The 17008-nt window shown below is 63.4% G+C and carries 18 protein-coding genes; 11 read left to right on the top strand and 7 right to left on the bottom strand.

All coding sequences use genetic code 11. From position 1 onward, the window contains the following. Nucleotides 1-4 precede the first annotated feature (4 nt). Together MESOP_RS23890 and sufA are read left to right on the top strand one after the other, a co-directional pair. Nucleotides 5-397, top strand: coding sequence for an SUF system Fe-S cluster assembly protein (locus MESOP_RS23890; RefSeq protein WP_041164978.1), 393 nt, complete (start codon nt 5-7; stop codon nt 395-397). A 100-nt stretch (nt 398-497) separates the two neighbouring features. Then, nucleotides 498-878: a Fe-S cluster assembly scaffold SufA gene (sufA, locus tag MESOP_RS23885; protein WP_013895897.1), complete on the top strand. Its 381-nt coding sequence runs from the start codon at nt 498-500 to the stop codon at nt 876-878. Nucleotides 879-911: 33 nt separating this feature from the next. On the opposite strand, the gene MESOP_RS23880 is transcribed toward sufA, so the two are convergent. After that, nucleotides 912-1409 carry a GFA family protein gene (locus MESOP_RS23880; protein ID WP_013895896.1) on the bottom strand — a complete coding sequence of 166 codons (498 nt, stop codon included), beginning with the start codon at nt 1407-1409 and terminating at the stop codon, nt 912-914. A 92-nt stretch (nt 1410-1501) separates the two neighbouring features. On the opposite strand from MESOP_RS23880, the gene MESOP_RS23875 reads away from it, so the two are divergent. Next, nucleotides 1502-1825 carry a TfoX/Sxy family protein gene (locus tag MESOP_RS23875; protein ID WP_013895895.1) on the top strand — a complete coding sequence of 108 codons (324 nt, stop codon included), beginning with the start codon at nt 1502-1504 and terminating at the stop codon, nt 1823-1825. Between the two features lie 24 nt (nt 1826-1849). Here MESOP_RS23875 and MESOP_RS23870 read toward each other — a convergent pair whose 3' ends face one another. Both MESOP_RS23870 and MESOP_RS23865 read right to left on the bottom strand, forming a co-directional pair. Further along, nucleotides 1850-2767, bottom strand: coding sequence for a pseudouridine-5'-phosphate glycosidase (locus MESOP_RS23870; RefSeq protein WP_013895894.1), 918 nt, complete (start codon nt 2765-2767; stop codon nt 1850-1852). 73 nt (nt 2768-2840) lie between these two features. After that, nucleotides 2841-3785 (bottom strand): carbohydrate kinase family protein, encoded by a 945-nt coding sequence (locus MESOP_RS23865; protein ID WP_013895893.1) that lies wholly within the window; start codon nt 3783-3785, stop codon nt 2841-2843. A gap of 280 nt (nt 3786-4065) precedes the next feature. On the opposite strand from MESOP_RS23865, the gene recA reads away from it, so the two are divergent. Together recA and alaS are read left to right on the top strand one after the other, a co-directional pair. After that, nucleotides 4066-5166, top strand: coding sequence for a recombinase RecA (gene recA, locus MESOP_RS23860; RefSeq protein ID WP_013895892.1), 1101 nt, complete (start codon nt 4066-4068; stop codon nt 5164-5166). A gap of 261 nt (nt 5167-5427) precedes the next feature. After that, nucleotides 5428-8094 (top strand): alanine--tRNA ligase, encoded by a 2667-nt coding sequence (gene alaS, locus MESOP_RS23855; RefSeq protein ID WP_013895891.1) that lies wholly within the window; start codon nt 5428-5430, stop codon nt 8092-8094. 234 nt (nt 8095-8328) lie between these two features. Here the strand turns inward: alaS and MESOP_RS23850 are convergent, their stop codons facing one another. Together MESOP_RS23850 and MESOP_RS23845 are read right to left on the bottom strand one after the other, a co-directional pair. Then, a complete protein-coding gene (locus tag MESOP_RS23850) occupies nt 8329-8955 on the bottom strand; it encodes a glutathione S-transferase family protein (protein ID WP_013895890.1) in 627 nt (208 codons plus the stop codon). Nucleotides 8956-9023: 68 nt separating this feature from the next. Further along, entirely contained in the window at nt 9024-10235 is a 1212-nt protein-coding gene (locus MESOP_RS23845) for an NADP-dependent isocitrate dehydrogenase (RefSeq protein ID WP_013895889.1), read from the bottom strand. Between the two features lie 215 nt (nt 10236-10450). On the opposite strand from MESOP_RS23845, the gene MESOP_RS23840 reads away from it, so the two are divergent. Further along, nucleotides 10451-11371, top strand: a complete 921-nt coding sequence (locus MESOP_RS23840) for an RNA methyltransferase (RefSeq protein ID WP_013895888.1) — start codon at nt 10451-10453, stop codon at nt 11369-11371. Further along, the gene (gene murI, locus MESOP_RS23835) at nt 11364-12191 is read left to right on the top strand and encodes a glutamate racemase (RefSeq protein ID WP_013895887.1); all 828 of its coding nucleotides are present in this window, start codon (nt 11364-11366) and stop codon (nt 12189-12191) included. The genes MESOP_RS23840 and murI overlap by 8 nt, the downstream gene beginning before the upstream one ends. Here the strand turns inward: murI and MESOP_RS23830 are convergent. Continuing rightward, nucleotides 12161-13540, bottom strand: coding sequence for an RNB domain-containing ribonuclease (locus tag MESOP_RS23830; protein ID WP_013895886.1), 1380 nt, complete (start codon nt 13538-13540; stop codon nt 12161-12163). The two genes, murI and MESOP_RS23830, sit on opposite strands and share 31 nt — an antisense overlap. 114 nt (nt 13541-13654) lie before the next feature. Between MESOP_RS23830 and MESOP_RS23825 the strand changes: the two genes are divergently transcribed. Then, nucleotides 13655-13843, top strand: a complete 189-nt coding sequence (locus MESOP_RS23825; RefSeq protein WP_013895885.1) for a DUF3008 family protein — start codon at nt 13655-13657, stop codon at nt 13841-13843. 77 nt (nt 13844-13920) lie between these two features. On the opposite strand, the gene MESOP_RS23820 is transcribed toward MESOP_RS23825, so the two are convergent. Next, entirely contained in the window at nt 13921-14118 is a 198-nt protein-coding gene (locus MESOP_RS23820; RefSeq protein WP_013895884.1) for a hypothetical protein, read from the bottom strand. A gap of 376 nt (nt 14119-14494) precedes the next feature. Here MESOP_RS23820 and rpsD point away from each other — a divergent pair, with 376 nt between their 5' ends. The 3 genes from rpsD to MESOP_RS23805 all read left to right on the top strand — a co-directional run bounded on the left by rpsD (nt 14495) and on the right by MESOP_RS23805 (nt 16938). Beyond that, a complete protein-coding gene (rpsD, locus tag MESOP_RS23815; protein WP_013895883.1) occupies nt 14495-15112 on the top strand; it encodes a 30S ribosomal protein S4 in 618 nt (205 codons plus the stop codon). Between the two features lie 133 nt (nt 15113-15245). Then, entirely contained in the window at nt 15246-16121 is an 876-nt protein-coding gene (gene ttcA / locus MESOP_RS23810; RefSeq protein ID WP_013895882.1) for a tRNA 2-thiocytidine(32) synthetase TtcA, read from the top strand. Beyond that, entirely contained in the window at nt 16111-16938 is an 828-nt protein-coding gene (locus tag MESOP_RS23805; protein WP_013895881.1) for an inositol monophosphatase family protein, read from the top strand. Before ttcA ends, MESOP_RS23805 begins: the two co-directional genes overlap by 11 nt. Nucleotides 16939-17008 lie beyond the last annotated feature (70 nt).

Genomic DNA, 17008 nt, shown 5'->3' with positions numbered 1-17008 from the left:
GATGATGGATGACGCGAGCCCCACTGCCGAGACCACCGCGGAAACCGCCGCCAACGCCGTGGTTTCGGCGTCCGCCATTCCCGCCGACGAACTGGCGCGGTTGACCGACGACATCGTTTCGGCGCTGAAGACGGTCTACGACCCGGAAATCCCCGCCGACATTTACGAGCTCGGCCTCGTCTACAAGATCGACATCGAGGACGACCGCTCGGTCAAGATCGACATGACGCTGACCGCCCCCGGCTGCCCGGTGGCCGGCGAAATGCCCGGCTGGGTCGAAAATGCTGTCGGCGCCGTCGAAGGCGTTTCCGGCGTCGAGGTCAACATGACCTTCGACCCGCCCTGGTCGCCCGACCGCATGTCGGAAGAGGCACAGGTGGCGGTGGGCTGGTATTAAGTGCAAGCGGAAGGCGCACTTGCGCCAGCGGTAAAACTTCACCATTTTAGGTGAGGAATCGTTCGGCAGGCCTTGAACCTGCACGGAATGGAGAAAACGAATGGGACGCTTTGCCGTCATCACCATGACCGAAAAGGCCGCCGACCGGGTGCGCGAGATCGTGGCCACGCGTGAGAACGCGCATGGCATTCGCCTTGGCATCAAGAAGGGCGGCTGCGCCGGTATGGAATACACGGTCGATCTGGTGACCGAACCCAACACCAAGGACGACCACATCGAGCGCGACGGCGCTCATGTCTATGTGGCGCCTGAGGCGGCCCTGTTCCTGTTCGGCACCGAGATGGATTTCGAGCAGACGACGCTGCGCACCGGCTTCACCTTCCACAATCCGAACCAGAGTTCGGCTTGCGGTTGCGGCGAATCCGTTGAACTGAAGCCTGCGGATTTGAAGGCGCTGGCCGAAGCACGCGCTTCGGCTTGATCGTCCTTCGCCCCGTTTACGGGGAGAAGAAACTCACTCCACCCACATCCCCGTCCGCTTGTGCCAGTCGGCGATCGATTCCTCGGGATAGACGTCAAAAGTCTTGTCGCCTTTGCCGACATCCGGCTCGACCCAGTTCGCCTTGTATTTCAGCATCAGGTGTACCTTTTCAGGCGGTTTCGGCAGGTCGCTGTCGATCGCCGAGGCGAAGGGATGCACCAGCTCCGGCCAGGTCGGGTCGTAGAGCCAAAGTGCTGATCCACATTTCTTGCAGAAATTGCGCTCGCCGGTCGAGATTTCGCAATGCGGATGCTCGTCGTCCTCGATCTCGGCGCGGTAGACGCCAAGGCTCCTCTTGCCCCGGATGTTCAGCGTTTCGTAGTCGGCGCCGAGATTGATGGCGAAACCGCCACCGCCCTGCTGCTTGCGGCAAATCGAGCAGTAGCACAGCATGAACGGCACCGGCGTGTGGCTTTCCACCTCGAAACGGACGGCATTGCAGCGGCACGAGCCTTTGAGCAGGACAGGCATGGCGGGAAACTCCGATCGATCCTCTTTCAACCTGTCAGCATGATTTTGGTTGCGGCGATGACAAGCTCTGACGCCGATGACATGATCGCGGCATGGACAATGAACGCATCGCCGAACTGTTCGAAGGCCTCGGCCCGGTCAGCATACGCAAGCTGTTCGGCGGCAAGGGCATCTACTTCGATGGTGTCATCGTCGCCATCGTGCTGCGCGGCGAATTGCTGTTGAAGGCGGATGAACAAAGCGCCCCCGATTTCGAAGCCGCCGGCTGCAGGCAATGGACCTACACCGGCTCTCGCCACGGCAAGCTGGTCGCCATGCCCTATTGGAGCATTCCTGACAGCGCTTTCGATGATCCCGACGAGATGACGGTGTGGGCACGCCGCGCGTATGAGGCGGGGCGAAGAGCTGGGAAGTGATGCCAACTTGCGGACGTCGGCGCCCTACAGCGCCTTCGCGATCCTCGCCGCCAGCCGCGCATTGTTCTCAACCAGCGCGATGTTGGTCTTCAAACTGCGGCCGCCGGTCAGTTCGAGGATTTTCGACAACAGGAACGGCGTCACCGCCTTGCCCGTCACATTGAGCGCCTCTGCCGCCTTTTGCGCCGCCTCGATGTAACCAGCCATCTCCTCAGCCGGGATCTCGTGGTTTTCCGGCACTGGATTGGCGATCAGCATGCCGCCACTCAAGCCCAGTGCAGCCCTGGTCCGGAAGAAATGCGCGATCTCTTCCGGCTTGTGCAGGGTCAGCGGCGCGCGGAAGGGCGACTGCCGCGACCAGAAGGCCGGCATCGTTTCGCAGCCAGCGCCGACGACCGGCACGCCGCGCGTCTCCAGCACCTCCAGCGTCTTTTCGATGTCGAGGATCGCCTTGGCGCCGGCCGAGACGACGATGACCGGCGTGCGCGCCAGTTCGTCGAGGTCGGCCGAGATATCGAAACTCTTTTCCGCCCCCTTGTGCACGCCGCCGATGCCGCCGGTGGCGAATACTTTTATGCCGACCATGTGCGCCGCGATCATGGTGGCGGCGACCGTGGTGCCGCCGGTGCGCCCTTGCGCGACGGCAAAGCCGAGATCGGCACGCGACAGCTTCATGGCATCGCCCGTCATGGCCAGCGATTCCCGCTCGCCATCCGAGAGGCCGATCTTGATGCGGCCGCCGACCACTGCGATCGTTGCCGGCACGGCGCCGCCGTCGCTGATGATCTTTTCCACATCCGCCGCCATGGCGCCATTGTCGGGGTAGGGCATGCCATGGGTGATGATGGTGCTTTCCAGCGCCACCACCGGCTGGCCGGCGGCGAGGGCCCGCGCCACCGGCGCATGGACGTCGATGAAGGGGTGGGCGGTTTCCGGGTTCATCTGGATCTCCAAGCTGGAGCGCCCGCGTCTATCTCGACGCTGGCCGGCGCTGCGGACCATGAATTTGCCGGTCTCATGCCATTTCCTGCGCATCCGGCACAAGGGCCAGGGCTTGCACGAAGGATGCCTCGCTGAAATCGGGAACGGCATCGGCGCTTTCGATGGCCAGCGTCGCCGCCGCGACTCCGTCGCGCAAGGCCTCGCGAAAAGGCAGACCGCGCAGCAAGGCCGCGATCGTTGCACCTGCCAATGCGTCGCCGGCTCCGGTGACATCGGCGATTTTTCTCGGGGCAGGCGGCAAGATCGAAAAGGCGCCTGCTTGGTCGAAACCCAGCACCGCGCCGCCACCTGCGGTGACCACACCGCTTCTGAGACCGCTGCAGCGCAGCCCGTCGACGACAGCCGGACTCGCGGCATTTGCGTTGACGCCCGCCAGCGCGATGGCCTCGCTCCGGTTCATGAAGACCAGCGCCAGCGCGCCGAGCACCGGCATCAGCCGCACCACCTTGGCCGGCGAAATGGCAATCGCGTACACCGGCTTGCCCGCGGCGAGTGCGACGAGCCGCTCCAGCGCCGAGGACGGCAAATTGGCGTCGCACAAGATAGCATCGGCGGCCGCGACCACCTCCCGCACCTTGGAACGCCTGATCTGCTTGGGGAACGCCATGTCGTAGAGAGCCATGTCGGCAAAGCCGACGATCAGTTCGCCCTCGCGGTCGATCAGCGCCGTATAGCTCGGCGTGGTTCGGTCGAGGAACACCGCCGAGAGATCGGCGATGCCAGCTTCCGCTATGGCGCGCGAAACGGTGTCGCCCGCCGCATCGCCGCCGCGCATCGACATCAGGGAGGCCGACACGCCGCGCCGCACTGTGCTGCGCAACGCATTGAAGACGCCGCCGCCGACATCCTCGCGCATCGTGCCGGGATTGGACGCGGCGGGCACATAGGCGCCGGACACCTGGCCACGCCGGTCTATGTGGGCGCCGCCCACGGCCAGTATCTTTGCGGATTTCACCATGCCGGCGATATGCCCTTTGTTATTCCTGCCGCACAAGCGTTAGGCTGCGGATGGAGTTTCGCACGCAAGGCAGCGATTCGGCGAACCGAAACAATCGAGCTGTCTGGCCCAATCTGAGGTGCATTGCTGTTCGATCCCTTGGTACGAAAAAAGAACAAATCCGGATATCACTTGTTTTTCAGATGTTTGATCCCTCTTGCCAAACGAGAACAAAAAAGGTACAAAATGGTAGGGATTACGGATTGTCCGGCCTTCATTGACGACCAAGGGGTGATGTATCATGGCTCAGAATTCTTTGCGGCTTGTAGAGGATAAGGCAGTGGACAAATCAAAGGCTCTGGATGCGGCGCTGTCGCAAATCGAGCGGGCTTTCGGCAAGGGCTCGATCATGCGGCTCGGCGCGAACGAGCAGGTCGTCGAGATCGAGACGGTGCCAACGGGCTCGCTCGGCCTCGACATCGCGCTTGGCGTCGGTGGCCTGCCGCGCGGCCGCATCATCGAGATCTACGGGCCGGAAAGCTCGGGCAAGACGACGCTGGCGCTGCACACGGTGGCCGAAGCCCAGAAGAAGGGCGGCATCTGCGCCTTCGTCGATGCCGAGCATGCGCTCGATCCGGTCTACGCCCGCAAGCTTGGCGTCGATCTCGAAAACCTCCTGATCTCGCAGCCCGACACCGGCGAGCAGGCGCTGGAAATCTGCGACACGCTGGTGCGTTCCGGCGCCATCGACGTGCTGGTGGTCGATTCGGTCGCGGCGCTGACGCCACGCGCCGAAATCGAAGGCGAGATGGGCGATTCGCTGCCGGGTCTGCAGGCCCGTCTGATGAGCCAGGCGCTGCGCAAGCTCACCGCCTCGATCTCGCGCTCCAACACCATGGTCATCTTCATCAACCAGATCCGCATGAAGATCGGCGTCATGTTCGGCTCGCCCGAAACCACCACTGGCGGCAATGCGCTGAAGTTCTACGCCTCGGTGCGCCTCGACATCCGCCGCATCGGTTCGGTCAAGGACCGTGACGAGGTCGTCGGCAACCAGACACGCGTCAAGGTGGTCAAGAACAAGCTGGCGCCGCCCTTCAAGGTGGTCGAGTTCGACATCATGTACGGTGAAGGCGTGTCCAAGACCGGCGAACTGGTCGATCTCGGCGTCAAGGCCGGCGTGGTCGAGAAATCGGGCGCCTGGTTCTCCTACAATTCGCAGCGTCTCGGCCAGGGCCGGGAAAATGCAAAACTGTTCCTGCGCGACAATCCCGATACGGCGCGTGAGATCGAACTGGCGCTGCGGCAGAATGCCGGGCTGATCGCCGAGAAATTCCTCGAAAATGGTGGCTCCGAGGGCAATGGGGACGACGGTTTCGAGGATGAAGCCGGCGCAATGTAGGCCAATGGCCGGAGTTCGGCCATAATTCCTGCCTATGATCCAATGCTTATGTAATCGAGTTCTTTAGTACCGCGTCCAAAACCGCCGGCCTTCGAGCCGGCGGTTTTTGTTTTTGGGCTGCCGGCAAGCTGGTGGATTGGCCCAATTCCGTGTTTCTGGACAGGGTGAAGCGTGCCCGCTAAAAGGCCCAATCTATCTCTGGAAAAGCAGAGCCCATTTCCGCCGGGTCGCCGGCGGTTTTCGCGAAAAAAGGCAGCAGTCATGAGTGGCGTGAACGAAATCCGGTCGACATTCCTCGACTATTTCCGCAGGGAGGGCCACGAGGTCGTCGCCTCGAGCCCGCTCGTGCCGCGCAACGACCCGACATTGATGTTCACCAATGCCGGCATGGTGCAGTTCAAGAACGTCTTCACCGGCCTGGAGAAGCGGCCCTATTCGCGCGCCACGACTGCTCAGAAGAGCGTTCGCGCCGGCGGCAAGCACAACGACCTCGACAATGTCGGCTATACCGCGCGCCACCTGACCTTCTTCGAGATGCTCGGTAATTTCTCGTTCGGCGATTACTTCAAGGAACGCGCCATCGAACTTGCCTGGAACCTGATCACCAAGGAGTTCGGGCTGAAGAAGGACAAGCTGCTGGTCACCGTCTATCACACCGACGATGAGGCCGCCGGCTTCTGGAAGAAGATCGCCGGTTTTTCGGACGACCGCATCATCCGCATCCCGACCTCGGACAATTTCTGGGCGATGGGCGACACCGGTCCTTGCGGCCCGTGCTCGGAAATCTTCATCGATCGTGGCGAGCACATCTGGGGTGGTCCTCCCGGCAGTCCCGAAGAGGATGGCGACCGTTTCCTCGAATTCTGGAACCTGGTGTTCATGCAGTATGAACAGGTGACGAAGGAGGAGCGGATCGACCTGCCGCGCCCGTCGATCGACACCGGCATGGGCCTGGAGCGTATGGCGTCCATCCTGCAGGGGGTGGAAAGCGTCTTTGAGACCGACCTGTTTCGGCACCTGATCGACGTGGCGTCCTCCGCACTCGGGCGCGCTCCCGATGCGGAAACCGTGGCGTCCTACCGCGTCATCGCCGATCACCTGCGCTCGTCCTCCTTCCTGGTCGCCGATGGCGTGCTGCCGTCGAACGAAGGCCGCGGTTATGTGTTGCGCCGCATCATGCGCCGCGCCATGCGCCACGCTCAGTTGCTCGGCGCGAACGAGCCGCTGATGTGGAAGCTGGTGCCGGCGCTGGTGCGCGAGATGGGCCAGGCCTATCCCGAACTGCTGCGCGGCGAACAGTTGATCACCGAGACGCTGAAGCTCGAGGAGACGCGCTTCCGCAAGACGCTGGTGCGCGGCCTCGGCCTGCTCTCGGAGGCGACGGAAACGCTTACCGCCGGCGACATGCTGGACGGCGAGACAGCCTTCAAGCTCTACGACACCTACGGCTTCCCGCTCGACCTGACGCAGGATGCGCTGCGCCAGCGCAGCATCTCGGTCGACCTTGCCGGCTTCACCAATGCGATGGAACAGCAGAAGGCCGAGGCCCGCAAGCATTGGACCGGATCCGGCGAGGCCGCGACCGAGACAGTCTGGTTCTCCGTGCGTGAAAAGACCGGCGCTACCGAGTTCCTCGGCTACGAAACCGAGCAGGCGGAAGGCCTCGTCCAAGCGCTGGTCAAGGACGGCAAGACCGTCGACAGCGCCGGCAAGGGCGACGCCGTTGCGGTGGTCGTCAACCAGACGCCGTTCTATGGCGAGTCCGGCGGCCAGATGGGCGACACCGGCATCATCTCCGGCGAAGGGTTTTCGATCGAGATCTCCGACACGCAGAAAAAGGCCGACGGGCTGTTCGTGCATCTCGGCACGGTGGCGAGCGGCACCGTCAAGGTAGGCGCCGCCGTTGAACTCAAGGTGGATCACGCGCGCCGGTCCAGGCTGCGTGCCAACCACTCCGCGACGCACCTGATCCACGAGGCGCTGCGCGAGGTGCTGGGCACCCATGTCGCGCAGAAGGGTTCGCTTGTCGCGCCCGAACGCCTGCGTTTTGACATCTCGCACAACAAGCCGATTTCACCGGAGGACCTCGAAGAGGTCGAGCGCATGGCCAACGAGATCGTCGTCCAGAACGGCCCGGTGACCACGCGCCTGATATCCGTCGACGACGCCATAGCCGAGGGCGCCATGGCGCTGTTCGGCGAGAAATACGGTGACGAGGTGCGCGTCGTCTCGATGGGCACCGGTGTGCACGGCGCCAAGGCCAACCGGCCCTATTCGGTCGAACTCTGTGGCGGCACCCATGTCCGGGCGACCGGCGATATCGGCTTGGTGCGTGTCGTGTCGGACAGCGCCGTCGCCGCCGGCGTGCGCCGCATCGAGGCATTGACAGGCGAAGCCGCGCGCAAACATCTCGACGAGCAGGACAGGCGTTTGAAGGCGACGGCAGCCGTGTTGAAGATTTCGCCGGCCGATGTACCGGCGCGCGTCGAGACGCTGCTCGAAGAGCGCAAGAAGCTCGAGAAGGAACTGACCGAAGCGCGCAAGAAGCTGGCGCTGGGCGGCGGTGCCGCGGCCGGCGCGCCCTCTGAAAACGAAACGGTCGCGGGTGTCGGCTTCCTCGGCAAGATGGTCTCCGGTGTGTCGCCGAAGGACCTGAAGCCGCTGGCCGATGCCGGCAAGACATCGCTCGGCTCCGGCGTCGTCGTCTTCGTCGGCGCCGGCGAGGACAACAAGGCCAGCGTCGTGGTCGCCGTCACCGACGACCTCGTTGGCCGCTTCAGCGCCGTCGACCTCGTCCGCGTCGCCTCCGCCGCGTTGGGCGGGCAGGGCGGTGGCGGCCGGCCCGACATGGCCCAAGCCGGAGGCCCGGATGCGTCCAAGGCCGGCGATGCGATTGCGGCGGTAAGGGCGGCACTCGAAGCGGTGTAGGCAAGTGGGCTGAATTTATTGCAATGGTTGGAGGGACAGCGCCCCCCTCTGTCCTGCCGGACATCTCCCCCACGAGTGGGGAGATCGGACGTCGCATCGGCTTTCGCCAATCTCCCACGTGGAAACACCGCGCCGGAATAGGCGCGCCAGCGGACGCTGCCAATCTCTCCCCAAGTGGGGGAGATGTCCGGCAGGACAGAGGGGGGCATTGTCCCGCAGACGTCTCAACACTTGTCAGCCGACTTTTTCAGTCCGAACGAAGCTCGGCCACGCCGCAATGCGCGCATACCAGTCCCGGATATCCGCGAACCGCGCCAGCAGCTTTTGCCCCTCGCTGACCTTGACGAAATAGGCAATGATCGGCGCCGCGTGCAAGTCGGCCAGTGTCAGCCGCTCGCCGAGCAACCATGGTCCCTCAGTCGTCAGCGAGGTCAGCACGTTGAGCACCGTCTCCGCTTGCCGCAGGCCGCCGGCGATCAACGCCTCATCCGCCGCTTCCTTTTTCAGTCGCTCGACGGCGACATCCCAGACCATTGACCGGTAGGCATAGGCGTCGAGCATGCCGATGATCTGGCCCATCCTGGCGCGGCTGCGCGCGTCGGCAGGCTGCAGCGCCGGTCCGTCGAAGGCCTCGTCGATATAGCGGGCAATCGCATTGGTCTCGAAAACGCGAAACCCGTCATGCTCGAAAGCCGGGATGCGGCCGAAAGGATGGTGCTCGAGATACCAGGCTGGGATGCCCTCGGCGGCGAAGATATCGACCGGCACGAGTTCGTGGTCGACGCCTTTCTCCTGCAGCGCCATCCGGGCGATGCGCACATAGACGCTGTAATCCGCGCCGTACAGGATTGGCTTGATCATGCTTTCGCTCTCGGTGGTCTAAAAAGCGAAAGCCCCTTTCGGAGCCTTCGCATCCAGACTGCCGGTATTTACGCCATTGCCTTCTGCAAATTCTCGTCGATCTTGTCGAGGAAGCCGGTGGTCGAGAGCCATGGCTGGTCGGGGCCGATCAAGAGCGACAGGTCCTTGGTCATGAAACCGGACTCGACGGTCTGGATGCAGACCTTCTCCAGCGTGTCGGCAAACCGCTTCAATTCGGCATTGTCGTCGAGCTTGGCACGGTGGGCCAGGCCACGCGTCCAGGCGAAGATCGAGGCGATCGAGTTGGTCGAGGTTTCCTCGCCCTTCTGGTGCTGGCGATAGTGGCGGGTGACGGTGCCGTGCGCGGCTTCGGCTTCCACCGTCTTGCCGTCCGGCGTCATCAGCACCGAGGTCATCAGGCCGAGCGACCCGAAGCCTTGCGCCACCGTGTCGGACTGGACGTCGCCATCGTAGTTCTTGCAGGCCCAGACATAGCCGCCCGACCATTTCAGGGCGGAGGCCACCATGTCGTCGATCAGGCGGTGTTCGTACCACAGCTTCTTCGACTTGAACTCGGCCTCGAATTCGGCCTCGTAGACTTCCTGGAAGATGTCCTTGAAGCGGCCGTCATAGGCCTTGAGGATGGTGTTCTTGGTCGACAGGTAGACCGGATAGTTGCGCAGCAGGCCGTAGTTCAGCGAGGCGCGGGCGAACTCGCGGATGGATTCGTCGAGATTGTACATGGCCATGGCGACGCCGGCGCCGGGCGCATCGTAGACATCGTGCTCGATCACCTGGCCGTCCTCGCCGACGAACTTGATGGTCAGCTTGCCCTTGCCGGGGAAGCGGAAATCGGTGGCGCGGTACTGGTCGCCGAAGGCGTGACGGCCGACGATGATCGGCTTGGTCCAGCCGGGTACCAGGCGCGGTACGTTCTTCATGATGATCGGCTCGCGGAAGATCGTGCCGCCGAGGATGTTGCGGATGGTGCCGTTCGGCGACTTCCACATCTTCTTCAGCTTGAATTCCTCGACGCGCTGCTCGTCGGGGGTGATCGTCGCGCATTTCACGCCGACACCGTATTTCTTGATGGCGTTGGCCGAATCGATCGTCACCTGGTCGTTGGTGGCGTCGCGATGCTCGACACCGAGGTCGTAATATTCAAGCTTGAGGTCGAGATAAGGGTGGATCAGCTTGTCCTTGATGAACTGCCAGATGATGCGGGTCATCTCGTCGCCGTCGAGTTCGACGACCGGGTTCGCCACCTTGATCTTCGCCATGGAAAGAATGCCTCGTTGCTGGGAATGGGACGGCCTTGCCCGTGTGGCATTCGGCCGGGGGATGCCGCCCGTATATCAAAGCGCTTTTGGCCGCGCAAACGGCGATCGGTCACGAATGCGGGGCTGCCGCCGCGATCATTTGCGAATGCTTCATTTTCGCCGCCGAATATGGCAGGGGACGCTGAAATGCCGCAAACAGCAGTTCATTGACAATCATGCCCATCACCAAAGATCCCGATAACGCTTCAGCAGCCGGTCCGGCCATCATCCTCGTCGAGCCGCAGCTTGGCGAGAACATCGGCATGGTCGCTCGCGCCATGGCCAATTTCGGCCTCTCCGAGCTGCGCCTGGTCAACCCGCGCGACGGCTGGCCGAGCGAAAAGGCACGCGCGGCCGCCAGCCGTGCAGATCATGTCATCGATGCGGTCAAGGTGTTCGACGACCTCGCCTCGGCACTTGCCGACCTCAATTTCGTTTTCGCCACCACTGCGAGGCAACGCGACGGCTTCAAGACCGTGCGCGGCCCGGTCGAAGCGGGCAGGGTGCTGCGGGCGCGTCACGGAATGGGTCAGCGCACCGGCATCCTGTTCGGCCGCGAGCGCTTCGGTCTCTACAATGACGAGGTCGGCCTCGCCGACGAGATCGTCACCTTCCCGGTCGATCCCGACTTCTCCTCGCTCAACATCGCCCAGGCAGCGCTTCTGATGTCTTACGAGTGGATGAAGTCCGGCCTTGAGGACGAGACCAGGACGAATTTCTCCGGTCCGGACATGAAGCCGGCCAGCAAGGAAGAGCTGCACGGCCTGTTCGCCTATCTCGAAGGCGCGCTCGAGGCGCGCGGCTATTTCCGGCCGGCGCCGAAGAAGCCGAAGATGGTCGACAATCTGCGCGCCGTGCTGACGCGCGCCGGCTTTGCCGAGCCGGAGCTGAAAGTGCTGCGCGGCATTATCTCGTCGCTCGACAGGTTCTCACCGGCAATGCCGCGCGGCGATGGTTCGCCGGGCGACGATCCACGGCGGTTGCCCGCGGCGGCCGCGCGTGCCCGCAAGGCGGATACGGCTGGCCATGCGCCGGACGCCAACGGCGATGACACGGACACGCCGCCGCTCGGCGGCAAGGGAACCGACAATGACTGACCAGCCGATCCTGATGTTCGATTCCGGCGTTGGCGGCCTGACCGTGTTGCGCGAGGCGCGCGTGCTGATGCCGGACCGGCGCTTCGTCTATGTCGCCGACGATGCGGCCTTTCCTTTCGGCGCGTGGGAAGAACCGGCGCTGCGCACCCATATACTGGAACTGTTCGCCAGGCTGCTCGACCGGTTTTCGCCGGTCATTTCGGTCATCGCCTGCAACACTGCCTCGACGCTGGTCATCGATGCGCTGCGCGACAGATTTCCCGGCCATCCCTTTGTCGGCACTGTTCCGGCGGTCAAGCCGGCGGCCGAGCGCACGCGCTCGGGCCTGGTCTCGGTGCTGGCGACGCCGGGCACGGTCAAGCGGCAATACACGCGCGACCTGATCAGCAAGTGGGCGCAGAAATGCCATGTCCGCCTGGTCGGCAGCGACAGGCTGGCGGGGCTTGCCGAAGCCTATATGCGCGAGGGCTTCGTCGACGAGGAGGCCGTGCGCGCCGAGATCACCCCCTGTTTCATGGAGCATGACGGGCGCAGGACCGACATCGTCGTGCTGGCTTGCACCCATTATCCATTCCTGGTCAATCGCATGCGCAAGACCGCGCCCTGGCCAGTCGACTGGATCGATCCGGCCGAAGCGATCGCGCGGCGGGCGCTTTCCCTTCTGCCGCCTGTCGATGGGGCGCTGCCGCAAGGCGAGCCTGATATCGCCGTCTTCACGTCTGGCAAGGCGGATTTCGCCGTCAGCCGGCTGATGCAGGGCTTTGGACTGGTGGCGGAAGCGTCCGCTGTTCAGGCAGGTTCGAACACGATTCGGCGTTGATCCGGATCGGCCAGGACTAGCCTTAGCGTTAGGCCGTCACCCTGTCTGACCCCGGTCGCGTTCAGGTTGGCAACGATAGGCATGTCGGCAAGCTGGACGCGCACCCCATGGTTGACGTCGGTCACGACGGCCTTGAACGTCTCTCCCTCGCGTCCCCTGAGCATCACCGCCTCGGCAAGGTCGATGGCCGCATGGTTGATCTGCGAAGCGCGGGCACCCGCCCGTCCCATCACTTTCGGCAATCTGGTGAACGCATCGGTGACGGCCTGCGGTGCGGGCTGGCCGTTGGCGATTGCCAGCACGCAGCGCACGACGTAGCGATCTGCCAGTCGCCTGAGCGGCGCGGTTGCATGGGCATAGGTCGCCGCCATCGCCTCATGCCAGGGGACGACACCTTCCTGATAGGGTTGGTAAGACGCGCCGGGGCTCGCATGGCGGATTTCCAGCATCAGCGCCGCCTGTTGCGGATCGGCCGGGTCAAGGGTTCGCTGGTAGTCGTGCAAGCTGGTAGAGGCCGGCCAGGACAGCCCCAGAGCCAGTGCCGCGTTGCGCAGTCTTTGCACCTTGGAAGCATCCGGCTCCGACATCACACGGAACAAGCCGGTATGGTGCGCAAGCATGGCGTCGGCAATCGCCATGTTGGCGGCCAGGGAAAGCGCGGCGTTGTCTTGCTCGGATTGCAGCAGCGGCCTGAACGAAAGCCGGAACGTGCCGTCGGCGAGCCTTTCCACCTCCTGCTCGGGCGGGTCGACGCGGGACGCGCCACGCCGCTTCTCGTTCATCGCCATGCGCCGTGCCATTTCGGCGAAGCCGGCCGGAAGATCGGAGGCCTGCACGCTGTCATAGGCGAGCTTGGCGCGGCTTTGAATGATTGCCCGCTCCGCGCCGTCCAATTTCACCAGACCATCCTCGGCGACCCGGACGGTGAAGACGACCGCCGGTCGCGGTCCATCCGGCAGCAGGCTCGCTGCGCCTTCGGCGAGTGCCGGCGGGTAGAGCCCGGCCTTGCCGTCCGGGAGGTAAAGCGTCTCGCCCCGCGTCCAGGCGTCGAGATCGATCGCGTCGCCGTCCTCGACGAACCAGGCTACGTCGGCAATGGCATAATGCAGCAGCAGATCGCCGCCGCTCGCCTCGATTGAAAACGCCTGATCAAGATCGGTGGAGCTTGCCGGATCGAGCGTGACGAAGGGCATCGCTGTTCGATCGGTGTGCTGGCTGGGCACGCGTTTGGCCGCCACCTCAGCGGCGGCCATTACGACTGCCGGAAATCCATCCGGCACGTGGAATTCGGTGCGGATTTTCGTTAAGCCCGTGGAGAGTGCTTGTGAGGGATCGGTCAGTGATTTCATGCCGCAGTCCTACACTGGCGCTCCGGACACGGGAAGGCGGGAACTGGGCGCCGCTGGCGACGGAACCGCCGCCGAGGCGCGGGCGTTTCTCCTGACAGCAAAGGAGAAACGGCCATGCCAGCCACCTCGAAAGCCCAGCAGAAAGCCGCCGGCGCTGCCCTGTCGGCCAAGCGCGGAGAGACGAAAAAGAGCGAACTCCAGGGCGCTTCCAAGGGCATGTATAAATCGATGAGCGAAAAGCAGCTTGAGGAATTCGCCGAGACGAAGCGCAAGGGACTGCCGGAGAAAAAATCCAAGGATTGAGCGCTTCGAGCCAGCCTGACTATTGAATGAAAAGGCCAGCGACGGTTCGCTGGCCTTGGATTGTTGCATTGGGCAGCTTACCAGCGGTGGCAGCGCCTCACCCTCTGTACGATCACCCGGCGATGGCCGTGCCGCCATACCACCCTTTTCTTGACGATAACGCGGCAGACCTGCTTGTGCCCGTGCCAATGACGGGCCATCGCCGGCTCCGGCGCAACCGCCATCGACCCGGCCAATACCGCGGCACCGGCCAAGGTAAGGAAGAACTTCTTCATGCTCATTGGACTCCTCTAGCTCCAGTCGCTTCCTGGTGCCGTTGGCGCAAACCTCCCGCCACAACCGGCATCGCATCTACGTCCCGGACGGTATAAGGTTGTGTTACGCCGCGCCACTCACAAGCTTGACATCGGTTAAATCTCGGTTTAACCAGCCGCCAACGCCGGGCAGCGATGTCCGGTGTTTGTTTTGTATGCGCAAGGTCGGCGACCCTGGTTGTTTCTGGTCTTGTTTGAACTGACGTGTCCCGTGGGCTTTCCGCCGCGTTGCGTGGGAAAACCCTGTCAGGCCTCGAAAACGGAGGCCAGAGGAGGGCGCGTTTCCTTCACCCGGACCATGAGGTGCCGGGTGTGTTGTTTTTGAAAAGGGAATGCGATGAGCAAGCGCGAATCCGCGAAATACAAGATCGACCGCCGTCTCGGCGAAAATATCTGGGGCCGCCCGAAGTCCCCGGTCAACAAGCGTGAATACGGCCCCGGCCAGCACGGCCAGCGCCGCAAGGGCAAGCTTTCCGACTTCGGCCTGCAGCTGCGCGCCAAGCAGAAGCTGAAGGGTCACTATGGCGACGTTTCGGAAAAGCAGTTCCGCAAGGTCTATGAAGAGGCCGACCGCCGCAAGGGCGACACCTCGGAGAACCTGATCGGCCTGCTCGAGTCGCGTCTCGACGCGGTCGTCTACCGTGCCAAGTTCGTGCCGACCATTTTCGCCGCCCGTCAGTTCGTCAACCACGGCCACGTCAACGTCAACGGCAAGCGCGTCAACATCGGTTCGTACCGCTGCAAGCCGGGCGACGTCGTCGAAGTGCGTGAAAAGTCGAAGCAGCTCGTGATCGTCCTGGAATCGGTCGGTCTCGCCGAGCGCGACGTTCCGGACTACATCGAAGCCGATCACAACAAGATGGTCGCGACCTTCTCGCGCATCCCCGGCCTGGCGGACGTTCCGTTCGCCGTGCAGATGGAGCCGAACCTGGTCGTCGAATTCTATTCGCGCTAAGCGAACGCTTTTCTGCGATATCGGAAAGGCCGCCCTCGAGGCGGCCTTTTTGTTTCGTGCATCCGCTTTGCCGTTTCGGTTTTCCGGCCGATGCGCTAATCCGGTCGGTAGTCACATACGGGGCCGTCGCGCCATGAACATGCAGCCAGACATCGAAACGCTTGAACCGATCGCCGAAGGTGGTTTCCATCCGCTGTTCGCCGATGTGCCGTCCTCGGTCGAGTTCAACAAGCTGCGCAAGCGGCTGCTGCGGCTGACCCGCCAGGCGATCGAGGATTTCTCCATGGTCAGGCCCGGCGAGCGCTGGCTGGTCGCGCTGTCGGGCGGCAAGGATTCCTACGGCCTGCTTGCCGTGCTGCTGGATCTCAAATGGCGCGGGCTGCTGCAGGTCGACTTGCTGGCTTGCAATCTCGACCAGGGCCAGCCGAATTTTCCCAAGCACATCCTGCCGGATTATCTCAACGCCAACGGCATCGCGCATCGGATCGAATACCAGGACACCTATTCGGTCGTCACCGACAAGCTGCCGCAGGGCAGCACCTATTGCTCGCTGTGCTCGCGGCTGCGCCGCGGCCATCTCTACCGGATCGCGCGCGAGGAGGGGTGTTCGGCCCTGGTGCTTGGCCACCACCGCGAGGATATCCTCGAGACCTTCTTCATGAATCTGTTCCATGGCGGCAGGCTCGCCGCCATGCCGCCAAAGCTGCTCAACGACGACGGCGACGTCATGGTTTTGCGGCCGTTGAGCTACTGCGCCGAGATCGACCTCGAAAAATTCGCTGCCGCCATGCGGTTCCCGATCATTCCCTGCGACCTCTGCGGCAGCCAGGAGGGCCTCCAGCGCAATGCCATGAAGGCGATGCTGGACGACATCGAAAAGCGCATGCCTGGCCGCAAGGACACCATGCTGCGTGCGCTCTCCAACTCCAGGCCGTCGCATCTGCTCGACCGGAAACTGTTTGATTTTGCAGCCCTCAACGAAACCCACAGGCAAGCCGATGACATTTGACGATACCGCGATCGACTGGCTGGCCAGCCTGCTGGCTGAAGCAGCCGACACCGAAATCATGCCCCGCTTTCGCCGGCTGGGCGATGGCGACGTCAGGCAGAAGACTTCCGCCGCCGACCTGGTGACGGAAGCGGACGTCAATGCCGAACGGCTGATCACCGCCAGGCTTCGCCAACGCTATCCCGGCGCCATGGTCGTCGGCGAGGAGGCCTGTTCCGACAATCCGGCACTGCTCGACGGTCTGGGCAACGCCGATCTTGCTTTCGTCATCGACCCGGTCGACGGCACCTTCAACTTCGCTTCCGGCGTGCCGCTGTTCGGCGTCATGCTTGGCGTGGTGGTCAAGGGCGAGACGGTCGCCGGCATCATCCACGATCCGGTCGGCAAGGACTGGCTGATCGGCGCCAGGGGGGCCGGCAGCCATATCCGTCATGCGCATGGCACGCTGGAGACAGTGCGGGTTGCCGCGAGCGTATCGATCTCTGAGATGACCGGCGCGGTCTCCTGGCAATACATGGCCGAGCCCGACCGCACGCGGCTGGCCTGCAACCAGACCAAAACGCTGTCGCAGTTCAATTACCGCTGTGCCGCCCACGAATATCGCTTGCTGGCCAGCGGCCACGGCCATTTCGTCGTCTACAACAAGCTGATGCCCTGGGATCATCTGGCCGGCGTGCTGATCCATGCCGAGGCCGGCGGCCATGCCGCGCGGTTTGACGGCACACCCTATCTGCCGTCGCATGTCGGCGGCGGTCTGCTGGTCGCGCCGGACCGGGAAAGCTGGCAGGAATTGCGCCGCGAACTGTGGTCGCAATAGAGGTAGATTTTCCGCAGGCGGCGACCGGGCCGCCGGCTTTTACCGGCGAAGACTGATGCGACCACCTGCA

The organism is Mesorhizobium opportunistum WSM2075, from assembly GCF_000176035.2.
GTDB lineage: Bacteria > Pseudomonadota > Alphaproteobacteria > Rhizobiales > Rhizobiaceae > Mesorhizobium > Mesorhizobium opportunistum.
This window is presented reverse-complemented; position numbering and strand designations above follow the sequence as displayed.